This is a genomic window from Intrasporangium sp. Soil_C_50 (assembly GCF_057656595.1).
In genome coordinates this window covers 242,932-266,203 of the sequence record NZ_JBDGKB010000003.1, presented here as the reverse complement: position 1 = coordinate 266,203, position 23,272 = coordinate 242,932, and the positions used below count along the sequence as shown (strand labels likewise).

Annotated in this window: 10 protein-coding genes; all 10 read left to right on the top strand. The window is 73.0% G+C overall.

Annotated features, from left to right (window positions below; all coding sequences use genetic code 11):
* The first annotated feature begins 246 nt into the window (after positions 1-246).
* The 10 genes from AC3A5R_RS10775 to AC3A5R_RS10730 all read left to right on the top strand — a co-directional run bounded on the left by AC3A5R_RS10775 (position 247) and on the right by AC3A5R_RS10730 (position 23,190).
* Positions 247-780 (top strand): hypothetical protein, encoded by a 534-nt coding sequence (locus AC3A5R_RS10775; RefSeq protein ID WP_487620763.1) that lies wholly within the window; start codon positions 247-249, stop codon positions 778-780.
* Positions 777-1,589 carry a PP2C family protein-serine/threonine phosphatase gene (locus tag AC3A5R_RS10770; RefSeq protein ID WP_487620762.1) on the top strand — a complete coding sequence of 271 codons (813 nt, stop codon included), beginning with the start codon at positions 777-779 and terminating at the stop codon, positions 1,587-1,589. The genes AC3A5R_RS10775 and AC3A5R_RS10770 overlap by 4 nt, the downstream gene beginning before the upstream one ends.
* A 2-nt stretch (positions 1,590-1,591) precedes the next feature.
* Entirely contained in the window at positions 1,592-4,327 is a 2,736-nt protein-coding gene (locus AC3A5R_RS10765) for an FHA domain-containing protein (RefSeq protein WP_487620761.1), read from the top strand.
* Positions 4,327-6,075 carry a serine/threonine-protein kinase gene (locus AC3A5R_RS10760; protein WP_487620760.1) on the top strand — a complete coding sequence of 583 codons (1,749 nt, stop codon included), beginning with the start codon at positions 4,327-4,329 and terminating at the stop codon, positions 6,073-6,075. Before AC3A5R_RS10765 ends, AC3A5R_RS10760 begins: the two co-directional genes overlap by 1 nt.
* 223 nt (positions 6,076-6,298) lie before the next feature.
* Entirely contained in the window at positions 6,299-7,090 is a 792-nt protein-coding gene (locus AC3A5R_RS10755) for a hypothetical protein (RefSeq protein ID WP_487620759.1), read from the top strand.
* Positions 7,087-13,419, top strand: coding sequence for an Ig-like domain-containing protein (locus tag AC3A5R_RS10750; protein ID WP_487620758.1), 6,333 nt, complete (start codon positions 7,087-7,089; stop codon positions 13,417-13,419). Before AC3A5R_RS10755 ends, AC3A5R_RS10750 begins: the two co-directional genes overlap by 4 nt.
* A gap of 73 nt (positions 13,420-13,492) precedes the next feature.
* On the top strand, positions 13,493-14,464 hold the full coding sequence (locus tag AC3A5R_RS10745; protein ID WP_487620757.1) for an AAA family ATPase: 972 nt from the start codon (positions 13,493-13,495) through the stop codon (positions 14,462-14,464).
* 73 nt (positions 14,465-14,537) lie between these two features.
* Positions 14,538-16,016, top strand: coding sequence for a DUF58 domain-containing protein (locus tag AC3A5R_RS10740; protein ID WP_487620756.1), 1,479 nt, complete (start codon positions 14,538-14,540; stop codon positions 16,014-16,016).
* Entirely contained in the window at positions 16,013-18,781 is a 2,769-nt protein-coding gene (locus AC3A5R_RS10735) for a transglutaminase TgpA family protein (RefSeq protein ID WP_487620755.1), read from the top strand. Before AC3A5R_RS10740 ends, AC3A5R_RS10735 begins: the two co-directional genes overlap by 4 nt.
* Positions 18,778-23,190, top strand: a complete 4,413-nt coding sequence (locus tag AC3A5R_RS10730; RefSeq protein ID WP_487620754.1) for a type VII secretion EssC family protein — start codon at positions 18,778-18,780, stop codon at positions 23,188-23,190. The genes AC3A5R_RS10735 and AC3A5R_RS10730 overlap by 4 nt, the downstream gene beginning before the upstream one ends.
* Positions 23,191-23,272: the final 82 nt, after the last annotated feature.

The following is a 23,272-nucleotide window of genomic DNA, read 5'->3' as shown; positions in this document are numbered from 1 at the left end:
CCGTGGCGGGGAGTTCTCCCCATCGCGGCGTCGCCCGGCCAGGCCTAGGCTGGGGCGGTCCGGAGCCGGTCCCGGTGGCTCGGCTCCGGTCCGGTCCGACCCGTCCGTCGGTTCCGAGCTCCGGCGCTGCAACGGCTCGCCCACGGTTCGCGGGTCGCCGACGACCGATCTGACACCCTTCGCGGTGTTTGATTGACTGACCGCGCCGTCCCCGTCCCCTGCGGGAACGACCGAAAGGAACCGTGCATGACCATCCTCGCCTACCCGAGCGCCGACTTCCCGGGCCTGCCGGCCGTGGCCCTCGAGGTTCCCGAGGAGTGGGAGCCGGTGCACGCACCCGGCACGACGATGGCCGCGCGGCTGCCGCGCGACGGTGCCTTCGCGCCGAACGTCGTCGTCAGCATCGAGCAGTGCGGCCCGGCGTTCCGGGTCGAGGAGTCGCTCGAGCAGGTCGCCGCGATGGCACGCTCGCGCGGCGGTGACGTCTCCGAGCCGTACGCCGCCGAGCTCGCCGGCGCGGCGTTCGTCGGGTGCGACGCGACGTGGCCCGACGCCGACGTCGACACCGTCCTGCAGGCCAACCTCTTCCACGTCGTCCCGTCCGGTACCGACGCCGGGCGCCCCGCCTTCCTCGTCCAGCTGACCGGTGCGGTCGGCGGCGCGTCCGCCGAGACCGACTACGAGCTGATCCGCGAGGTCATCACCTCCGTCCGCGTCACGCCCTGGTCGGGTGCCGGAGAGGCGCCGGTCGCGACCGGCGTCCGCAAGGCCGGGGAGTGACCGCCGTGCTGCCGACCATCTCCGTCGGCGTCCGCACCGACGTCGGACGCGTCCGCAAGCACAACGAGGACAGCGCGGGCGCCGAGGGCACGGTCTTCGTCGTCGCCGACGGCATGGGCGGCCACGCCGCCGGCGAGGTCGCGAGCCGCATCGCCGCCGAGGCGGTCGTCGAGCTGTCCAGCCGCCCGGTGCTGCAGGTCCGCGACATCGTCGCGCAGGTCGCCGAGGCCAACCGGCGCATCCTCGAGTCGGCGGCGCGGCATCCCGAGCAGACCGGGATGGGCACCACCGTCGCCGGGCTCGCGGTCGTGTCGGTCGGCGGCCAGCGGCACTGGGCCGTCTTCAACATCGGCGACTCGCGCGTCTACCGACTCCTCGACGGCTCGCTCAACCAGGTGACCGTCGACCACTCCGAGGTGTGGGAGCTCGTCGAGCGCGGCCTCATCACGCCGGAGGAGGCGCACCGCCACCCGGCCCGCAACATCGTCACCCGGTCCCTCGGCCGCGACCCGATGGGCGTCGTCGACACGTGGGTGTTCCCGCCCTACCCGGGCGAGGTCTTCGTCATCTGCTCCGACGGTCTGAGCAACGAGCTGTCGCAGGAGCGCATCGAGGCCATCCTGCTCGCGCACCCCGACGCCGATGCCGCCGCCGCCGCGCTCGTCGCGGCGGCCGTCGAGGCCGGTGGCCGCGACAACGTCACTGCTATCGTCGTCGGGTTGCTGGGGCAGGAGTCCGACGACGACGTCGACGAGGACACCACCCCGCGCGAGACCGTGAACGGCTCATCAGGGGAGAGCAGGTCGTAGACGTGAGTGGCCCGACCGTCGTCGTGGACTGGGCCCCCGAAGGCTGGACGCACATCGGGGGCCCTGGCATGCACCTGCTCATCGGCCTGCACGAGGAGGACGAGCAGACGCTCCACGCGAGCGACGCCGCCGACGGCGGCGACCTCGATGACGTCCTCGAGGTGCTCACCGCGGGTGGCATGCGCCGCGCCCGCCACTTCGTCGGCGTGCACACCGGCGACACGACCCGCATCGTCGCGTTCGGGCCGGTGGCGGCCGTCGTCACGCTTGCCGACGGCTCGGAGCACGACGTGCGCGCGACGAGCGCCCGCGTCTGGGCCGACGTCGACCTCGCGGACGCGCCCGAGCGCATCGTGCTGCGGGTGCTCGAGGAGTCCGAGCGCGAGCAGCCCGCGCCGCCGCAGACGCTGACCTCGGCCGGTCCCCTGGAGGCCGCGGCTCCGGCCGCGCCTGGCGGCACGCCCCGGCCGGACGCGTCACCCACGGAGGGTTCCGGCGCCGACGCCGCCTCGGGCACGGCCTCGCCGTCGACCCCCTCTGCCGTACCGCCCACCCCGGCTCCCGACGCCGAGACCCGCGGACCCGAGTTGCTCGACGAGCCTGCCGAGCCCGGCGAGGCGGACGCTCGCGGCGCGGGTGCCGACCGCGCGCCTTCTCCTGCCGTGCCGACGTTCGGGTCACCCGCTGCGGCGAACGAGCCGGGGCGGGCGACCTCGTCCTGGGGCCGCAGCTGGGCCCACCGCGACGACCCGGCCGCCGGCACCGATGAGCCCACGCTCGTCGAGGCCACGCCCGACGTCGCGCAGCCCGGCGCGACGCCGCCCACACCGCCCGCTCCTCTAGGCGGAGCCCAGAGCGAACCGCCCGACGCTCCGGACTTGCCTGTGGCGCAGAGCGACTCGACCTCCTCCGTCGGATCCGAGCCGGACGCCGGGACGAACGGCCTTGCAGCACAGGCGGGCCCGCTGTCCGCGATGCCGTCCCTCCGCTCCTGGGCCTCGGCACGACCCGCGGTGCCGGTCCGTGGTCAGAGTGCGCCGAGTGCGGATGCCCCCGCCCCCGCACCGATGGTGACGCCGCCTCCTGTAGCGCCGGCCGACGCCGCGTCGAACTCGGATCCCGTTGCCCCCCAAGCGTCGTCGGATCGTGCACCTACGGCGTCCGCGGCTCCGACGCCACCCGAGCCGGTCTTCGAGGTCCCGGTCTCGCAGGCACCCGCCGCTCCCCAGGTTCCGGAGCCACAGTCAACGACGGCTGCCCCTGTCGCAGGCGACCTCCCCACTGCCGACGCCGGCCGCGACTTCGAGTCCACATGGGCCTCGCGGCCCGAGGCTCCCGAAGAGCCGAAGCCCGCTGCCGCGAACGCGACGCCCCAGCCCGTCGTTCCGCAGCCGTCGCCGCCGAGTACCGTCGGCGCGCCGGATGCCGACGACGACGTGTCGCCTGCGGCGCCGAGCTACGACTACCTCTTCGGCCACACGACCGCCGTCGACGAGCACCGGCGAGTCCTCGCCGAGCTGACGAAGGTCGACCGGGGCGACGACCACCACGACGACCACCACGACGGCCACCCAGACGACCAGCCCGAGAACTCCCCCAACCCCGGGAGCCCCGACGCGGCGGCCGCAGCCCCGCACCTGGCCGACGCGGCGCCCGCGCCGGTGACCAACCCGGTCCCGGACGCCCCGGTCGCGCCCGCCCAGCCGGTCCCCGGCAGCTCCGGCGGCCTCATCTCGGCGGTGCCGTGGGCGACGTCCTCGCCCGCACCGACGGCACCCGGCGGCACGACCCCGTCGACACCGTCGGCCGCGCCGGTCGACACCCCGACGTTCGCGGGCCGTCACACGCCCCCGCCTGCACCGAGCCTCCTGCCGCCGGTGCACACCCCGCCGCCCGGCGTCCGTGCGCCACAGGCCACCCCGCTCATCTCCACCGGCCCGCCACCCGCCGCACCAGCGGTGCCCACCGCACCGGCCGCGGCTCCGCCGGCCGCGCCGACGCCGTCCTCCGCGCCCGCGCCTGTCCCACCTCCCGCGTCCGTGGCGCCGGTTGCGACGGACCACCCGGCGCCGGCCGTCCCGCCGACCCAGCCGATCCCGACCAGCGACCCGGGCCACGCGGCCCCGCACGACACCCCGAGGCTCGAGCAGCACCACACCCCGCGCCTGGCCGCCGCCACCGAGGACCTCGACGAGGTCGACGAGGCGGAGCAGACCGTCGACCGCAGCGCCCTCCTCGAGGCGCGCCAAGCCGCCCAGCTGGCCAACCCGACCGGCCCCAGCGTGCTCGCGGTGCTCTGCGCCTCCGGCCACCCGACCCCGCCGCACGGTGACGCGTGCCGCGTCTGCGGTACGTCCATCCCGCCGCAGGAGCCGTTCACCATGCCGCGGCCGCCGCTCGGCGTCCTGCGCCTGTCCACCGGAGACGTCGTGACCCTCGACCGCAGCGTCCTGCTCGGCCGCTCGCCCAAGCTCGGCGACGGTGTCGCCGCCACCGACCGGCCGCACGTCGTCAAGGTGCCGAGCCCCGAGCGCGACGTGTCCCGCAACCACGTCGAGGTGCTCCTCGAGGGCTGGCACGTCCTCGTCCGCGACCTCGGCACGACGAACGGCACGACGATGGCGCTGCCCGGCGAGGCACCGGTGCGCCTGCGCGCCAACGACCAGCAGGTGCTCGAGCCGGGATCGGTCGTGTCGATGGCCGACGAGGTCTCCTTCACCTTCGAGGCCGCGCTCTGATGGCATCGCGCAAGGGAGCGCCCCCGAAGATCCCGGGTCTCGTCTTCGTCCAGCCCCTCGGCTCCGGTGGTTACGCCGACGTGTTCCTCTACGAGCAGCAGAGCCCGCGCATGCCGGTCGCGGTCAAGGTGCTCAAGCCCGAGGGCCTCACCGACGCGCTGCGCCGCCAGTTCGTCGAGGAGGCCGACACGATGGCGGCCCTCGGCGACCACCCCTACATCGTGCAGGTCTTCCGTTCCGGAACCTCCGACGACGGCCGCCCCTACCTCGTCATGAAGTACTACCCGCCGCCCAACCTCGCGATGCGGGCCCGGGCCGAGCGGTTCTCCGTCGAGGAGGTCCTGCGCACCGGCATCCAGATCGCCAGTGCCGTCGAGACCGCGCACCGTGCCTCCATCACCCACCGCGACATCAAGCCGGCCAACGTCCTCGTCAGCGCCTACGGCGCCCCTGGGCTCACCGACTTCGGCATCGCCGGACGTGGTGCCCGCGAGGGTGACGTCGAGCCCGAAGCCACCGATGACGTCGGCGTCTCCGTGCCGTGGGCGCCGCCCGAGGTGCTCTACGGCCAGAGCAACGGCGACGTGCGCTCGGACGTGTACTCCCTGGCCGCGACGCTGTGGCAGCTGCTCGTCGGGCGCTCGCCCTTCGAGGTGCCGGGCGGCGACAACTCGGCGTACGCCCTCATGCCGCGCATCCGCAACACACCGGTGCCTGCGACCGGGCGCACCGACGTGCCGGGCGGCCTCGAGCGGCTGCTCGCCCAGTCGATGGCCAAGGACCCTTCGCACCGGCCGGCCTCCGCCCTCGAGCTGGCCCGCGCGCTCCAGGCCGTCGAGCAGCAGCAACGGCTCGCCCGCACCCCGATCGTCGTCCTCGACGAGCAGGGCCACACGACGCTGGTGAGCCAGACCCACGGCTCGCCCTCCGGTCGCGGCGGCGAGGAGGAGGACCGCACCCGCGTCAAGGCCCCGCAGACCGTCATCGCCCAGCCGGCCGCGCCTGCCGCCCCGAGTGCGCCCACGGCGTACTCCGCACCCTCGTCCGCACCGGTGGAGGACGAGACGCGCCGGCGTGACCACGGCCACGGGCATCCTTCTCCCGCAGCGGTTCCCGGCGGTCAGCCGGGCTACTCCTACGGTGCTCACGCGCCGGCGAGACCCGCGTCCGCCACCGACGTCGTCGCGTCACCGGCCACGTCACCGCTCACCCACGGCGGCGACGGGTCCGACGAGGCCACGGTCCGGCGGGCCGCCGGGACCGCCGACCCCCAGGCGCCGGCCGCCGCGGGCCCGGCATCGCCGCTGACGCGTCCGGGCGTCGTGTGGGGCCTGGCGGGCGGCGTGGTCGTCCTCGTCGGCCTCGTCGTCTTCCTCGTCCTGCGCGGGGGGTCCACCCCGCCGGCCGACGTGGGCCCGACGCCGAAGCAGACGGTGTCGATGCCGGGCGACGACAGCGCCGTGGGCAACCCGGTCTTCGACCGGCCGGTCGTCACCGCACAGTCGGGCGCCGGCACGGTCACCTTCCGGTGGACCTACCCGGAGCCGGACAAGAAGGACACCTTCCGCATCCAGTACGCGGCCTCCCGCGACGAGGCCGTCGGGAACCAGTCGAAGATCGTCACCTCGACGAAGCCGACCTACACGTTCACCGTCCCGAAGGGCACCAAGGTGTGTGCCGGCGTCGTCGTCGTCCGGGCCGGCAACGGCTCACCGCCCGGCGGCCCGGAGTGCGAGACAGCCCGGTGACGGCCCGGTGACGGCCCAGTGACGGCCCGCGCACGCGGCGGGCGTGCACCCGACCACCACCACTGAGTACGACGGCGGATCGACACGCGACCCGCGAAGAGGAAATCTCGACCCAGACAGCACCAAACCACCACACACGTCCGTAACGCGGCAGAGTTGCACGTCGTTAGCCGCGAGCGCAGGGCATCGCCGTGCGCAGTCGACCGGGTTAGGGGACCTGATCGTGATCCACAGCAAGGTGACCGTCGTGTTCTGCGGCGAGGAGTACTCCGTGTCACCGGAGGCCGGGTTGACCATCGGTCGTACCGGCGATGTCGAGGTCGACGACAACCCGTACCTGCACCGCACCTTCCTCTTCGTCTCGCACGAGGCGGGCTTCTGGTGGCTGAGCAACACCGGGTCGACGCTGACCGCGACCGTCGCCGACGAGCAGGGCCTCTTCCAGGCCTTCCTGAACCCCGGCGCCCGTATCCCGCTCGCGATGAAGAAGCTCGTCGTGTGGTTCACCGCCGGCTCCACGACCTACGACTTCGAGATCCACGTCGCGAGCCCCGTCTTCAAGACGGTGACGGCAGAGCCGCCGGCCGCCGAGGACGCCGACGAGGTCGGCGCCGCCACGGTCGGACGCGTGTCGTTCACGCCCGACCAGAAGCTGCTCGTCGTCGCGCTGTGCGAGCCGTTCCTCCGGCGCCGTGAAGCGGGTACGAGCCAGATACCCTCCTCTGCCGCTGCTGCCGAGCGCCTCGGCTGGACCCTCACCCGTTTCAACCGCAAGCTCGACAACGTCTGCCAGAAGCTCGCCGACGCGGGGACGCGCGGCCTGCACGGCGGCGTCGGCAAGCTCGCGACCAACCGCAAGGCCCGGCTCGTCGAGCACGCGCTCTCGACGAAGATCGTCGTCGAGGAGGACCTCGTCCTGCTCGACGACCTCACGACCGCCGACGTCCAGGCGTCCGCATCGCCGGCACCGCACGCACCGAAGGCCGCCGTGGCGGTCGAACAGGGGAACGCATGAGCACCGCCGCCACCAAGCGACGGATCGGCATCGTCTCGACCGTCGTCGTCGCGCTCGTCGCGAGCCTGCTCGTCTGGCTCGCCACGAAGAGCGAGGGCGAGATGGCCCGCAAGGCCGACCTCAACGACGGCGGGATCTGGGTCACCAACTCCGAGCAGTCGCGCTTCGGACGCATCAACAAGGCAGCCGGCCAGCTCGACGCCGGCGTCTACGCCGACGTGGGCGCCAGCTCCGGCCTCGACATGTTCCAGGACGGCGCGGCCGTCCTCGGCTACACCAGGGCGAGCAACCAGGTCGTCCCGATCAACCCGTCGGAGGGCACGCTCGCCTCCGAGCAGGCGGTCCTGCTGCCCAAGCCCAGCACGGCGACGGGCAACCGGGTGTTCACCGCGCCGCCGCTCGACCTGCGCGGCGGCAGCGTCGCCATGATCGACCCGGCCACCGGCGAGCTGCGCGCCCAGCGCGTCGACGACCGGGCCGGGTTCAGCGGACTCGACGGCCTGCAGACGCAGGCCAAGCCGCTCGCCAAGGTCGGCGGCAACGCCGCCGTCGCCGTCGGAGTCGACGGCACGGTCTACGCCGTGTCGGCCGAGAAGGGCACCGTCACGGTCGTGCGGCCCAAGGGCCGGACGGAGTTCGACAAGCCGGTCACCACCGACCTCAAGTTCTCCTCGAAGTCGGCGCAGGTCACCGCGGTCGGCTCGCACTGGGTCGTGTGGGACTCCGGCACGGACAAGCTCTACTCCGACGCCCTGAGCGAGCCCGAGCAGCTCTCCGTCGGCAACGCCGAGCCCGGCAACCCCGCCTACGCCGCGTTGCAGCAGCCCGGCCCCGACGCGGCCACCGTTCTCGTGCAGGACGGCTCGCGCCTGACGCAGGTCGACCTCACCGGCGACGGCGGCCAGGCTGGCGGCGTCGCGCTCGCGCAGGGCCAGGCCGGCGCGTCGGGGCAGGACCTCATGCTGTCCCAGCCGGTGCGGCTCGCCGCGTGCGTGCACGCTGCGTGGGCCGGCCCGTCGAACGTCTACTACGGCCGCAACTGTGGCTCGCCGGCCGACGCCGGCACCGTCGACCTCGGGGCGATGAAGAAGGGCGTGCGCGCCGACGGCGTGAAGCTGCGCGTCAACCGTGGCCTCGTCGTCCTCAACGACCTCGACTCCGGTGACGTCTGGGACGTCGACCGCGACCGCGTCAAGATCGACAACTGGAACTCGGTCATCCCGCCGCCGCAGACGGACAACAAGAACAAGAAGAAGGACGAGAACCTCATCGACGACCAGCAGACGCGGACGCCGCCGAAGGCGCAGCCCGACGTCATGCAGGTGCGCCCGGGGCGCACGTCGACGCTCCACGTCCTCGACAACGACTCCGACAGCCAGGGCTCGATCCTCGCCATCTCCCCGGGCGACGTCACCCAGCCCGACGCGGCGGGCATCAGCGCGACGCCGTCGGCCGACGGTCAGACCGTGCAGGTGACGGTCCCCGACGAGCCGGGCGTCGAGGGCTTCACGTTCTCCTACACCGTCAACAACGGCACGACGGCCAAGAACGGCCGCGCGACGGCGAAGGTCACCGTCAAGATCGTCACCGACGACGTCAACACCGCGCCGAAGCTGCGTGCCGGTCAGGCCCGCCTCGCCCAGGCGTCCTACCCGGTCGTGGCCAACGGGTCGGTCCGCGTCGGTGTCGTGGCCGACTGGCGCGACGCCGAGAACGACCCGATCCAGGTGTCGCCCGTCGACGTCGAGACCACCGGCGTCGACGGCTCGGGCGCGCTGACGATCAAGGCGCAGGGCGAGAAGGGCGACCAGGTCGTCAAGTACGTCGTCGACGACGGCCGCGGCGGCACCGCCGAGTCCTCGGTCTCCCTCGACGTGCTGAGCGAGGACGACGAGAAGCCGGTCCGGCCGCGCACCCAGCCCGACGTCGTGCGCGCCGTCGTCGGCAAGCCGGTGCAGCTGCAGCCGCTGGGCAACGACATCGCCGGCGCCGACCCCACCGATCCCGAGGCGCGGATGCGTCTCGCGCAGGCGGTCCGCGGCCCGGGCCAGCTCAAGCTCGACACCAACCTCGACACCGGCGTCGTCACCGTCACGGGCCAGACGCCGGGCACCTCCGTCGTGACGTACACGGCGCAGGTCGGTGCCGGCGTGGCCACCGGCCGCATCCGCGTCGACATCCTCCCCGACAAGGACAGCGACGCCCCGCCGGTCGCGACGCCCGACGCCGCCGTCGTCCGCGGCCAGACGCCGGTCATCGCCGACGTCCTGTCCAACGACTACAGCCCGCGCAGCGACGTCCTCGTCGTGCAGCGCGTCGAGACCTCGCAGGCGTGGCTGCGCCCGTCGATCGTCCAGGGCCGGTGGGTCCGGGTCGTCGCGACAGCCCCGGTCACCGGCAACGAGACCCGCCAGGGCACGGTCCGGTACACGATCTCCGACGGCACGAAGACCGCCGTCGGCGAGCTCTCCGTCGTCCAGAAGCCCGAGCCCAAGGACAAGGTCCTGCCGACCGTCGTCGACGACGTCGCCACGGTCCGCGTCGGCGACGCCGTGACCATCCCGGCCCTCGACAACGACTCGATGAGCGAGGGCATCCCGCTCAAGCTCGCCCCCGAGGTGCGGGTGCTCTCCGGCGGCGGCCAGGCGTTCGCGTCGGGCACCGTCGTGCGGTACGTGCCCGAGGTCGCCCCGATGGCGGGGCCGAAGACCGCCATCCTCGAGTACACGACCTACCCCGAGGGGATGCGGTCGCGCGGCCAGACCGGCCGCATCACGGTGACGATCAACCCACCGCCGGACGCCGTGAAGAACCCGAACCAGCCACCGCAGGCCCGCAGCTTCAGCTCGAGCGTCACGGCCGGGGACACCCTGTCGATCACCGTGCCGACGAGTGGCGTCGACCCCGACGGTGACCTGACGTTCGTCAGCGGCATCGTCGGCGACGACGGCGGCCCGGTCGACCTCGAGCTCGGACGCGTCGTCGGCTACGGCGCCGCGACGATCCGCTACGAGGCCTACCCGCGCAGCGCGGGCACCGAGGTGATCCGCTACCAGCTGCGCGACCGCTTCGGCGGGACGAGCGACGGTTTCGTCCGCGTCGGCGTCGTGCAACCGGGCGACCCGCAGCCGCCGGTGGCCGTCGAGGACGACGTCGTCGCCGCCCCGGGCCGCACCGTCCGGGCGGACGTGCTGTCCAACGACCTCATCGCCGCGGGCGACTCGGTCTCCTTCACGGACCTGTCGACGCTCAACGACGCCGCGACGCTCAAGGACTTCCAGCGCCAGAAGGACGACACGTTCAAGGTCGGCGCGCCGGAGGTCGGCCCGGCCAAGGTACTGACCTACGGCATCACCGACGGCCTCTTCGACCCGTCGAAGTCGACGTTGACGGTCCGCGGCCAGAAGGACTTCAACAACCCGCCCACCGCCGTCGACGACACGGGGTCGGCCAAGCCCGGCGAGACCTCGATCGTCGTCGACGCGCTCGCCAACGACCGCGACATCGACGGCGAGCAGTCGCAGCTGAAGATCGTGAAGTTCTACGGCGACGGCGTCACCCGTCAGGGCCGCAAGCTGGGCATCCAGCTGCGCCCGCAGGCGCGCGTCGTTCCCTACGTCATCGAGGACGCCGACGGCGCGCAGGCGATGGCTCTCATCTACGTCCCGGCGGGCGACAACGGCCTGCCGTACGTCGTGTCGGGCAAGACGGTGAAGATGGGCGCCGACTCGACCGTCAAGGTGCCGCTCGGCGACTACGTCCTCGACCCGCGCGGCGGAAAGGTGTCGGTCACCACGCAGGACACGGTGTCGACGTCGCCGGCCGACGACCTCCAGTCCGCCGTCACGTCGGGCACCGAGCTCGCGCTGACCTCGACGAACGGCTACGTGGGTCCGGCCGCGCTCATGCTCGAGGTGACCAACTCGACCGGCCCGAACGACAAGGCCGCTCAGACGACGTTCGTGACGATCCCGGTCCAGATCGGCCCGGACGTGCCGGTGCTGCGCTGCCCCGACCACGAGGTGGTCCTCGCGGCCGACGGTCCGGCGCGCAGCTTCGACATCCCGCGCCTGTGCCACGCGTGGCTGCCCGACGGGATGGACGGCAGCGCGGCGGCCTACGAGGCCACGTGGGACCCGGCCGCCGACCGCGTCGACCTCGCCCAGTCCGGGCAGGGCGGGCGCCAGGTCGTGCTCAAGGCCCAGGCGGCTGCGACGGCCGGCACGACCGGTGCCGTCGCCGTCAAGGCCAAGGGCGGCGCCGAGACCTTCAAGATCCGGGTCCGCGTCACGAGCGCACCCCCGATCGCGACGATGCGCCCGGTGCTCGTCGAGGGCCTCATCGCCGGCACGAGCCGCACGGTGAACCTGGCCCAGTACCTCGACAGCCCCCTCACCGCGCCGCAGTGCTCGGTGCAGGAGAGCCAGGTCGTCTCCGGTGTCGGCGTCACGGCGTCGGCGAGCGGCTGCCAGCTGACGGTGTCGGCGTCCGACAAGGCGCGCAACGACACGAAGGTCCAGGTGCGCGTCATCGACGCCCCGGGCCGCCCGGCCGCGCTCGGCCAGGTGACCGTCACCGTCCGCAGCAAGCCCGACCCGACCGACGCCCCGGTGGCCGTCGCCGACCGCATCCTCGGCAGCACGGCCCGCGTCGACTGGCGCCCGCCGGCCTACGACGGCGGCCTGCCGATCCAGCAGTACGAGGTCATCGCCAACGGTGGCGAGGTGCGACAGATCTGCGCCAGCTCACCGTGCACCATCACCGGCCTGACCAACGGCAAGGACTACTCCTTCACCGTCCGCTCGCAGAACCCGGTCGGCTGGTCGGACGAGAGCCCGAAGAGCAACACGGTCCGCCCCGACACCAAGCCGAAGGCCACGGTCATCAGCAACGTCGTGCCGGGCGACCAGAAGCTCACCGTCAACTGGACGATGCCGCCGAACGAGGGCAGCGAGGTCACCGACTACCGCGTCCAGTACGTCGACATCGGCACGAACGCCGGCTCCGGAAGTACGGTGCCCGTCAAGGCGCCGGCGCTGACCAAGACCCTCTCCGGTCTCGTCAACGACGATGCGTACAACATCCGCGTGCAGGCCAAGAACGGCGCCGGCTGGGGTCCCTTCGGCCCCACCGTCAAGGCGCAGTCCTTCGGCAAGCCGGCCAACGTGCCGGCCCCGACGCTGAGCCCGCGCACCCCGACGCCGGGTGACTCGAACGCCCAGGTGAGCATCAGCTGGCCGGCCACCGACCCCAACGGCCCGCCGATCACGCAGTACGACGTGTACCGGCGCACCGGGGGCGGCGCGTGGAACCACATCGCGACCCGCTCGGGCGGCGAGTCCCGCACGGCGAGCGACACGATCCCCTACCAGGGACAGCGGGTCGAGTACACCGTCACCGCGACGAACGGCGGGCCGGCGACCTCCGACAAGGCGAACTACTCCGGGTACACGGCCGACGGCATCCCCGAGACCCCGACCCTGCGGTCGGTCGCCACCCCGCGCAAGGACTACTCGGCCGACGCGTCGTTCACCCTCGGCGACTCGCGCTCGCGCGGCTATGACAAGGTCAACTGGCAGACGTCGGCGGGCCGCAGTGGCTCGTGGTCCTGCTCGGGCGGCTGCTCGGGCGGCAAGGCCGGCAACCTCGGCACCACCCAGCAGTCGATGCAGATCCAGGCCTGCAACGTCGCCGGGCAGTGCTCGCCGTGGAGCAACAGCGTCGGCTACCACCCGTACGGCCCGACGAACGGCGTGCCGAACCTGCGCGAGTCGCACGACGACAACAGCATCACGTTCACGTGGGGCACCACGCAGAGCGAGGGCCGCCCGATCACCGGCTACGAGATCCAGGGTGACCGGAACCAGACCGTCGGGGCGGGCACGCACTCGACGACGTTCGGCGGTCTCGGCTACTCGACCTCCCGCAAGATCCGCGTGCGGGCCATCGCCCAGGACTCCGGTCCCGGCCCGTGGACCGGCTACGTCACCGGCACGACGAACGCCAAGCCGCCGCCCCCGGCGCCCAAGGTCGTCAGCGTCTACAAGGGCACGGCCTGCAGCCCGAGCAACTGCTACGACCCCTACCAGGGCAAGCAGTGCGGCACGAACTGCAACCACATCGGATACGAGCTGCAGAACTTCCAAGGTGCCATCAGCTGCTCGATCAGCGGCTGGTCCACGCCCGACGACGGCGCGAACAGCACGCACCGGCCCACGAACGGACGCAACAACTCCGGCAAGTTCCTCGGCTACCCGTTCCAGTCGGTGACCGTGACCTGTACCGGGTCCAACGGCCGGGACTCGGCGACCAAGAACCCCTGGGGCTGAGCCGCGCACTGCGCGGCGGCCCCGCTCGCAACCCAGCACTTCGCACGAGACCACTTTCACGAGAAGGAAACCCATGAGCGTCACGCAGGACCAGGTGACCTGGTTCGCCCACACCTTCGACCAGCTCGTCGGCAACATCGAGAAGGCCGTGCTCGGCAAGCAGCACGTCACGCGCCTCGCGCTGACCTGCCTGCTGTCCGAGGGGCACATGCTCCTCGAGGACTTCCCCGGCACCGGCAAGACCCAGCTCGCGCGCGCCCTGTCGGCGACCGTGCAGGGCACGCACAGCCGCGTCCAGTTCACGCCCGACCTGCTCCCGAGCGATGTCACCGGCGTGACGATCTACGAGCCGACGAAGCAGTCCTTCGAGTTCCACCCGGGCCCGATCTTCGCCACGATCGTGCTCGCCGACGAGATCAACCGCGCCTCGCCCAAGACGCAGTCGGCGCTGCTCGAGGTCATGGAGGAGGGCCGCGTCACCATCGACGGCACGCCGCACTCGGTCGGCGAGCCGTTCATGGTCATCGCGACGCAGAACCCCATCGAGCAGGCCGGCACCTACCGGCTGCCCGAGGCGCAGCTCGACCGCTTCCTCATGAAGGCGAGCGTCGGCTACCCCGACCACGAGGCGACGATCGCCGTCCTCGCCGACGCCAAGACGCGCGACCGCGCCAAGACGCTGCAGCCGCTCATCGCGAGCAACGTCATCGTCGACATGTCGCGCCTGGCCGACGAGATCCACGTCGACCCGGCGATCCTCGGCTACGTCAGCCGCATCGCCGAGGAGTCGCGCCGCCACCCGAACCTCAAGCTCGGGCTGTCGGTGCGTGGGTGCCTCGCCTACGTGCGCTGCGCCAAGACGTGGGCGGCCAGCCAGGGCCGCACCTACGTCGTCCCGGACGACATCAAGATCCTCGCCGAGCCGGTGCTGAGCCACCGCCTCCTGCTCAACGCCGAGGCCCAGTTCGCCGGCACGACGGTCGAGCAGTGCATCGACCAGATCCTCGGGGACATCGCCCCGCCCGCGGAGCGCGCCTCCGCCTGAGCGACGGCCGCACGACCGGACACCACGGCACGCGAGGGCGAACGCCCGACGAGAGCCACGACGAGGGGTAGGGATGGCCGAACAGGTCAAGGAGCGGCAGGCGCCCACCGGCGCGTCCGCGAACGCACCGGCGAGCGGATCGGGGGGCGCGTCGGCGGGCGCGTCGGCGGGCGCGTCGGCGGGCGTGAAGGGTCGGGCGGCGGCCCGTGCCGCGCGCGGCTCGACGAGCCGCGGCATCCGGCACGTCACGGAGCCGATCACGCAGACGATCGGGCACGCCACCGGACGCGTCGCCCGGCGCACGGAGGGCGTGTGGCGGCCGGTCGCCGGTGTCCTGCACTGGGTCTCGCCGCTCGGGTGGACGATCCTCGCGCTAGGCCTCGTCACGTGGTTCGTCGGCGCCCGCTGGGGCTGGACCGAGCTGCTCATGGTGGCCGCGGCCGCCCTCGTGCTCTTCCTCGTGTGCTTCGTCCTCGCCCTCGGGCGCACCAAGGTTCGCGTCGTCGCGGAGGTCGACCCCCGACGCGTCGTCGTCGGCGAGCCGGCCACCGGTCGCATCGTGGTGACGAACGAGGCGCGGGCCCCGATGCTGCCGATCCTCGTCGAGCTGCCCGTCGGTCTGTCCGCGGCGCGGTTCGTGCTGCCGGCCCTGACACCGGGCAGCGCCCACGAGGAGCTCTTCGTCGTGCCCACGTCGCGCCGCGGCGTCATCCAGGTCGGGCCGGCCACGACCGTGCAGGGCGACCCGCTCGGCCTCATGCGGCGCACCCTGACCTGGACCGAGCGCACCGAGCTGTTCGTCCACCCCCGCACCGTCGCGCTCGAGTCGCTCGGCGCGGGCCTGCTGCGCGACCTCGAGGGCAGCACCACCGAGGACGTCTCGATGAGCGACCTCGCCTTCCACGCGCTGCGCGAGTACCAGCCGGGCGACGACCGCCGCTACATCCACTGGCGCAGCTCGGCCAAGGCCGGGCGCCTGCTCGTGCGCCAGTTCCTCGACACCCGGCGCTCGCACGTGACGATCGTCGTCGACCCGGACCCGGAGCAGTACCGGTCCGGTCACGGCAGGACCGGGCGCACCGACCGCGACGTCGAGCGCGACGTCATGGCGGCCAACGCCCCGACCGCGCTCGAGGCCGACGTCGAGACGGCGATCTCGGTCGGCGCCTCGATCATGGTCCGCGTCATGCTCGACGAGCAGGACTGCACCATGGTCTGCGGCCGGCAGAAGGTGAGCCGGTCGGTGCCGCAGGTCGGGCTCGACGCCATGGCACGGGTCGATCCCGGCCCCATCGACCTCTTCGCGGTGAGCCTCGATGCCACCGACCTCGCGCCCGACACGTCGACGGTCTTCATCGTCACCGGACCGCACCGCCCGTTCATCGAGCTGCAGCGCGCGGCCGGGCAGTTCCCGCCCGAGGTCACCCGGGTCATCGTCGTCGTCGACCCGCTGGCCGACCACGGCATCCGCCGCGGCGGTGGCCTGACGATCCTGACGCTGAGCGCGCTCGAGGACCTCCGCTCCCTCCTGTTCACCGGAGTCGCCCGATGAGCCAGACCGGTATCTCCGCCCCGCCGCCGAGCGCCCTCGTGCAGCCGCCGAGCGCCCGCGAGCGCGTCGGTACCCAGCTGGCGAAGCTGCGCCCGACCACCCCGATGCTCGTCGACGCCGGCTTCACCGTCGCGCTCGTCGGCATCGCGCTCGTCGGCTTCCGCACCACCTTCTTCGGCCTCGGCTGGCTCTGGGTCGGGCTCGCGGGCCTGCTCATCGGACTGCTGGTCGCCTACGCCGGTGCGGCGTTCCGGGCCCTGGGCGTCGTGACGCTGCTCGTGGCCGCGGGCGCCTACCTGCTCCTCGCCGGCCCGATCGCCGTGCGCGAGGACCTCGTCGCCGGGTTCCTCCCGTCCGGGGCCACCTTCTCGACGCTCGTGCACATGGCCGTCCCCGGCTGGAAGGAGCTCCTCACGGCGCTGCCGCCGGTCGACTCCGAGGGCCCGTACATGGCGCTGCCGTTCCTCTTCGGGCTCGCTGGTGCCACCCTGACCTACGGTGTCGCCCGACGCTGGCCGAGCGCCGTCCTCACGCTCGTCTCGCCGGTCGTGCTCCTCGTCGCCTCGATCGTCCTCGGCACCCCGACGCCGGCCGCCGTGCTCGTCCAGGGCGCGGTCTTCGCGCTCGTGGCCATCGGCTGGACCGCCCTGCGCAGCAACCGCAACCGGCCGGCGCTGCAGAACGGCGCCGGTCGCACGACGCGCGCCGTCACCACGGCCGGGCTGCTCGCCGTCGCCACGGTCGGCGGGTTCTTCGTCGGTCCGATGCTGCCCGGGGCCGACCACACCCGTACGGTCTTCCGTTCCGCGCTCACGCCGCCGTTCGACGTCAGCCAGTTCGCCTCGCCGCTCGCCGGGTTCCGGCAGTACACCGAGCCGAACGCGGCCCAGCAGTTCGACAAGACGCTGCTGACCGTGAAGGGCCTGCCGGCGGGGGTCCCGCTGCGGTTCGCGGCTCTCGACTCCTACGACGGGTTCGTCTGGGGCGCAGGCAACTACGCAAACCTCGGCGACGGGCCCGACCCCGAGGGCACCAGCTTCCGCAAGGTCGGCACCCACATCGCCGCCGAGGGGCCGGGCCAGGAGGTCACGGCCACCGTGGCCGTCCCGGCCGACGGCTACAGCGACGTCTGGCTGCCGACGTTCGGCACGGTCACCGGTCTCGACTTCGTCGGGGCCCGCAAGGACACGCTCTCCGACGACCTGCGCTTCAACGTCGACACCAACACCGGCGTCCTGCCCGAGAAGCTCGCCGCGGGCGACCAGTACACGGTGACCGCCTACGTTCAGCCACCCTCGAAGGAGCTGCCGAAGACGGCCGACGTCGCCGACGGCACGACGGTCGACGCGTCGGCGCTCGGCTTCCTCGACGACAAGGTGACGCCGTGGACCGATCGCGTCGACGGTCAGTGGGAGAAGGTCGCGGCCGTCGCCAAGGCCCTCCAGGACGGCGCGTACACCGACGGTGGCACGCCCGGCGACTACCAGAACGTCTTCCTGCCCGGCCACAGCCTGCTGCGGATGAGCCAGTTCATGAAGTCCACGCAGCTGGCCGGCAACGACGAGCAGTACGCGGCCGCCTACGCCCTCGTCGCCAACCGGCTCGGCGTCCCGACGCGCGTCGTCCTGGGCGCGGTCCCCGAGGCCGGCGGCGTCGTCAAGGGCAAGGACGTGCGGGCGTGGGTCGAGGTGAAGCTCGCCGACGACTCGTGGCTGCCGATCCTCGCGTCGCAGTTCGTCCCGGACCGCAACAAGAAGCCGCAGCAGCTGATCCGCAAGTCCGAGGAGAAGAAGACCGGCGCCCAGGTGCCGCCGCCCGCGGCGAACAACCCGCCGAGCGTCCTGCAGGGCCCGGACCAGGCGCAGAACGCCACCCAGCTGCGCAACCCGCCGAAGGACGACAACCCGCTCAACCCCGACAACTGGCCGGACTGGCTGCGCTGGCTCGTGTTCTACGTGCTCCTGCCGCTCGCTGTCCTGCTGTGCATCTACGGGGCCATCCGTGGCGCCAAGTGGCTGCGCCGGCGCCGCCGCCGCACCACAGGGACGACGGCCGCTCGGGTCACCGGCGGGTGGCGCGAGATCATCGACACCGCGCGCGACCTGCGAATGCCCCTGCCGGCGAAGGGCACCCGCCTCGAGCAGGCACGCGCGCTCGAGCTGCACGTCGACGGTCCGCCGCCGCGGAAGCCGAGCGTCGTCGTCGACGGCGCGCTCATGGGCGCTCCGGTCCCGGCGAGTGGGCACGTGGCCCCGTACACCGACACGGAGCCCATCCCGGTCGAGGGGGGCGAGGTGCCCCATCGACCTGGCCTCACGCTCGTGCCGCTCGCGGCCGCCGCGAACGGGCACGTCTTCGACGTCGACGAGCCGAGCCACGAGGCCGTCGCGGACTTCTGGTCCGGCGTCGCCGCGGCCCGGCGACGGCTGCGCTCGGGCCGGTCGTTCTGGCAGCGGCTGCGCGCCGACGTCTCGCTGCGCACGTTCCGCGACCACCTGCCCACCGGCTCGGGCCTGGCCCCGGCGGCGCGCCGCACGTCGCGTTCGGGGTCGACGCCGCGTCGAGGCCGGGCCTCCTCCTCGAAGGCGGGCATCGGCACGGCCGCGCCGACCACGAGGTCGGGCCGGCGCGGGCCGTCGGGTCGCTCGGGACGTGCGGCCGACTCCGGCCGCCCGGGGCCCCCGGGGCGCGGTGAGCGCACCACCCGCGGGGCGTCGAAGGCCCCGAAGAACACGAAGAACGAGACCACGAAGGGTGACGCGTGAAGCTGAAGTTCGTCCTCCGGTCCGGTGACCGGGAGACCGACCTCGTCGCGACGACCGACTCGGCCACGACCGTCGGCGACCTCGCCGGCTACCTCGCGGCCGCCGACCCGAACCGCAGCAGCGTGCTCGGGGTCGACGCCGCGATGACGCTGGCGCTCGTCGACCAGGAGATGCGCGGGCTCGACCCGCGCGCCACGGTCGCCGAGAGCGGTCTGCAGTCGGGCATGCGGGTCACGGTGACGCGGGCCGGTGAGGGCTTCGTCGACCGCGGTCGTCCCGCCGCGGTCGCGGTCATCCGCTCCGGGCCCGACGCGGGCCGCGAGTTCCCGCTGTCGCGCGGGACGGCGTACGTGGGTCGCGGCCGGGGCTGCGAGGTGCAGCTGGCCGACGAGTCGGTCTCGCGCCAGCACGCCAAGCTCGTCGTGCAGGAGGTGGTCGAGGTCGTCGACCTCGGCTCGGCCAACGGCATCACGGCCGGCGGGCAGCAGGTGACCCGCGCCCACCTCAAGAGCGGCGACGTCATCCGCCTCGGCGACACCGAGCTCGAGGTGCACCTGACCGGCGACGGCGCCGTCACGCGTCCGGGCAGCGGCGTCCTGTCCGGCGACGCCGGCACCGTGCAGTTCTCGCGGTCCCCGCGCGTCGCCCCGCTCTTCCCGGGTCAGGAGTTCCAGGTCCCCGACCTGCCCGAGCGCGGCAAGACCAACCCGATGCCGCTCGTGGCGATGATCGTGCCGCTGCTCATGGGCGTCGTGATGTTCTGGATCACCAAGAGCCCGTTCTCCATGGTCTTCATGCTGATGATGCCGATGATGATGGCCGGCACGTACTACGAGGCCCGGCGCCAGCAGCGCAAGGACTTCGAGCAGGCGATGAAGGACTTCGCGGAGGACCTCGCCCTGCTCTCCGACCGCATCCGCGCCTCCCTCGAGCGCGAGGGCCACGTGCGCCGCGGCGAGCAGCCGAGCGGCACCGACTGCCTCGTCGCCGTCCGCGACCGCAGCGCGCTGCTCTGGACGCGTCGCCGTGACGGCAACGGGTTCGGCGAGCTGCGGCTCGGCCTCGGCACCCGTCCGTCACGCTCGCCCATCACCATGCCCGCGGTCGGCCGGTCCAAGGCCGAGGCGTGGCTCCAGGTGTCCGAGCAGCTGTCCGGCCTCGAGGTCGTGCACGACGTGCCGGTCGTCGCGACGCCCCTCGTGTCCGGTGCCGTGGGCGTGGCGGGTTCGCGGCAGAACGCCCTCGGCGCCGCCCGCTCGCTCGTCGTGCAGGCCGTCGCGCTGCACTCGCCCGCCGAGCTCGCGGTCTGCTCCTTCGCCTCGGGCAGCTCGGCCCGCGACTGGGACTTCCTCAAGTGGCTGCCGCACACCAGCTCGCCGCACAGCCCCATCGAGGTCGGCCACCTCGCCGGCAGCGCCCCCGCGTGCTCGGCGCTCGCCGACGCGTTCGAGGACCTCATCACGGCCAAGGGCAGTGCCAAGGCCAGTCCCAAGGAGCAGGACGAGGCGAGTGCCGGCCGTCCGTCGGTGCTCGTGCTCGTCGAGAGCGACGCCCCGATCGACCGCAGCCGGCTCGTCGCCATCGCCGAGCGCGGGCACGCGCACGGCATCATCGTCGTGTGGGTCGCCGAGACCCAGCAGCTGCTGCCTGCGGCCTGCCACACCTTCCTCGTCGTCGAGGGCGACGAGCGGTCCCTCGCCGGCTTCGTCCACGAGGGCGACGAGGTGGAGCCGGTCGCCGTCGACCGCATCGGCTACGACGAGGCGATGGCCTGCGCCCGCGCCCTGTCGCCGGTCGTCGACGCCGGTGTCCCGGTCGACGACGCGAGCGACCTGCCGCGCGCGGTGTCGCTGCTGACCCTCGCCGGCACCGAGCTGGCCAGCGCCGAGGAGTCGGTCATCGAGAAGTGGGGCGAGTCCCGCTCGATCCTCACCGGCCCCTACGCGCCGGAGGTGCTGCCCCGCAAGCCCGGCAACCTGCGCGCCGTCGTCGGCCAGTCGAGCCAGGGCACGTTCTCCGTCGACATCCGCTCCGACGGCCCGCACGCCCTCGTCGGCGGAACGACCGGCGCCGGCAAGTCCGAGCTGCTGCAGGCGTGGATCCTCGGCATGGCCGCGGCGCACTCGCCGCAGCGGGTCACCTTCCTGCTCGTCGACTACAAGGGCGGCTCGGCGTTCCGCGACTGCGTCAAGCTGCCGCACACCGTGGGCCTGGTAACCGACCTCTCGCCGCACCTCGTGCGTCGCGCCCTCGCCTCGCTCGCGGCCGAGCTGCACTACCGCGAGCACCTGCTGGCCCGGTTCAAGGCCAAGGACCTCGTCGAGCTCGAACGCCGCGGCGAGGTCGAGGCACCGCCCTCGCTCATCATCGTCGTCGACGAGTTCGCGGCGCTCGTCCAGGAGGTGCCGGAGTTCGTCGACGGCGTCGTCAACGTCGCCCAGCGCGGCCGCTCCCTCGGCCTGCACCTCATCCTCGCCACGCAGCGACCGGCCGGCGTCATCAAGGACAACCTCCGCGCCAACACCAACCTCCGCATGGCGCTGCGGATGGCCGACGAGAACGACTCCGACGACGTGCTCGGCAGCAAGGAGGCGGCGTTCTTCGACCCGGCGCTGCCCGGTCGCGCCGTGAGCAAGACCGGCCCGGGGCGCCTCGTGCCGTTCCAGACGGGCTACGCCGGCGGCTGGACCTCCGACGTGCCGCCGCCGCCGGACATGAAGGTCGAGACGCTGACGTTCGGCTCGGGCACCGAGTGGGAGCCGCCGCGCCGCGAGGACGGCGACGACAGCGCCGACCTCGGGCCCACCGACATCCAGCGCCTCGTGGCGACGCTCGGGCGGGCCGCCCGGCGGGCCGAGCTGCCGCGCCCGCGCAAGCCGTGGCTGCCCGACATGCGCCCGGTCTACGACCTCGCGACGCTGCCGACCCAGCGCCGCGACGACGAGCTCGTCTTCGGCGTCGCCGACGACCCCGACAACCAGGCCCAGCCGGAGGTCGCGTTCCGGCCCGACCGCGAGGGCAACATCGCCGTCTACGGCACGTCGGGCTCGGGCAAGTCGGTGTTCCTGCGCACCATCGCCATCGCGGCCGGCTACACCGTTCGTGGCGGGCCGTGCCACGTGTACGGGCTCGACTTCGGCAACCGTGGCCTCGCGATGCTCGAGGCGCTGCCGCACGTCGGCTCGATCGTCCCGGGCGGCGACCACGAGCGCGTCACGCGCCTCATCCGGATGCTGCGCGCCACGATCGACGAGCGGGCCTCGCGGTACTCGGCCGTCAGCGCCGCGACGATCACCGACTACCGACGCCTCTCGGGCCGCACCGACGAGCCGCGCATCATGGTGCTCATCGACGGCATGACGGCCTTCCGGCAGGCCTACGAGGTGGGCGGGCGCTTCCAGTGGCTTGACATGCTCGCCGGCCTCGCTGCGGACGGCCGCCCGGTCGGGGTCCACTTCGTCATCGCCTCCGACCAGCGCACCGGCCTGCCGACGAACCTCGCGGCGGCCGTGCAGGGCCGGATCATCCTGCGCATGAGCAACACCGACGACTACTCGGTGTTCGGCGTGCCCGGGGACGTCCTGACGATGGCCTCGCCCGCGGGTCGCGGCCTCATGAACGGCGCCGAGGTGCAGGTGGCGGTGCTCGGCGGCTCCTCCGACGTCACGGTCCAGGCCGCTGCGGTCGAGGCGTTCGCCGACGCGACGCGCAAGGCCGGGGTCTCCCAGGCGCCGGCGATCGAGTCGCTGGCCGAGCTCATCCCGATCGGCGACCTGCCGTCGGAGCACGGCGGGCGTCCCGTCGTCGGCGTCGCGTCGTCATCGCTCGAGCCGCACGGCTTCGACCCCAAGGGCACGTTCGTCATCACCGGTCCGTCGGGGTCGGGCCGCACCACGGCGGTGGCCGCGACGGCTGCGGGCCTCTACCGGTTCAGCTCGCAGTCGGCGCTCTACCTGATGACGCCGCGTCGCAGCTCCGAGCTGCTCGACCTCGGCATCTGGGCCGAGACGGCCGTCGGCGGCGAGGCCACCTCCAAGCTCGCCGCGCGCCTCGCGTCGGACATCGAGGAGGGGCGCATCACGCGTCCGGTGGCGGTGTTCATCGAGCGCGTCGACGACCTCGCGCCCTCGGGCGCCGAGAACGCGCTGACGACGCTCGTCAAGGCCTGCGTCGACAACGACCAGCTCGTCGTCGCCGAGGGCGAGGCCGCGTTCTTCAGCAGCAACTTCGGCCTGCAGGCGCTGCTCAAGACCTCGCGCTCCGGGCTCGCGCTGCACCCCGACGGCAACGAGGGGCTGTCCGTCTTCAAGGCGAACCTCCCCGCCCTCAACCGGGCAGAGCTGCCCGAGGGGCGCGGGTTCATCGTCGAGAAGGGCAAGTTCGAGCTGCTCCAGGTCGCGCTGCCGTGACGCCGCGTCGGGTGCGAATAGCACTGTCGGACAGGCGAACTGGCCTGTCCGATGCGGCGCGCCCGCTCACCACCCAAGACCC

What these genes read in the sequence shown, in the direction of transcription:
- AC3A5R_RS10775 (WP_487620763.1), top strand. Translation starts at nt 247, where the DNA reads ATGACCATCCTCGCCTACCCGAGCGCCGACTTCCCGGGCCTGCCGGCC.
- AC3A5R_RS10760 (WP_487620760.1), top strand. Translation starts at nt 4,327, where the DNA reads ATGGCATCGCGCAAGGGAGCGCCCCCGAAGATCCCGGGTCTCGTCTTC.
- AC3A5R_RS10750 (WP_487620758.1), top strand. Translation starts at nt 7,087, where the DNA reads ATGAGCACCGCCGCCACCAAGCGACGGATCGGCATCGTCTCGACCGTC.
- AC3A5R_RS10745 (WP_487620757.1), top strand. Translation starts at nt 13,493, where the DNA reads ATGAGCGTCACGCAGGACCAGGTGACCTGGTTCGCCCACACCTTCGAC.
- AC3A5R_RS10740 (WP_487620756.1), top strand. Translation starts at nt 14,538, where the DNA reads ATGGCCGAACAGGTCAAGGAGCGGCAGGCGCCCACCGGCGCGTCCGCG.
- AC3A5R_RS10735 (WP_487620755.1), top strand. Translation starts at nt 16,013, where the DNA reads ATGAGCCAGACCGGTATCTCCGCCCCGCCGCCGAGCGCCCTCGTGCAG.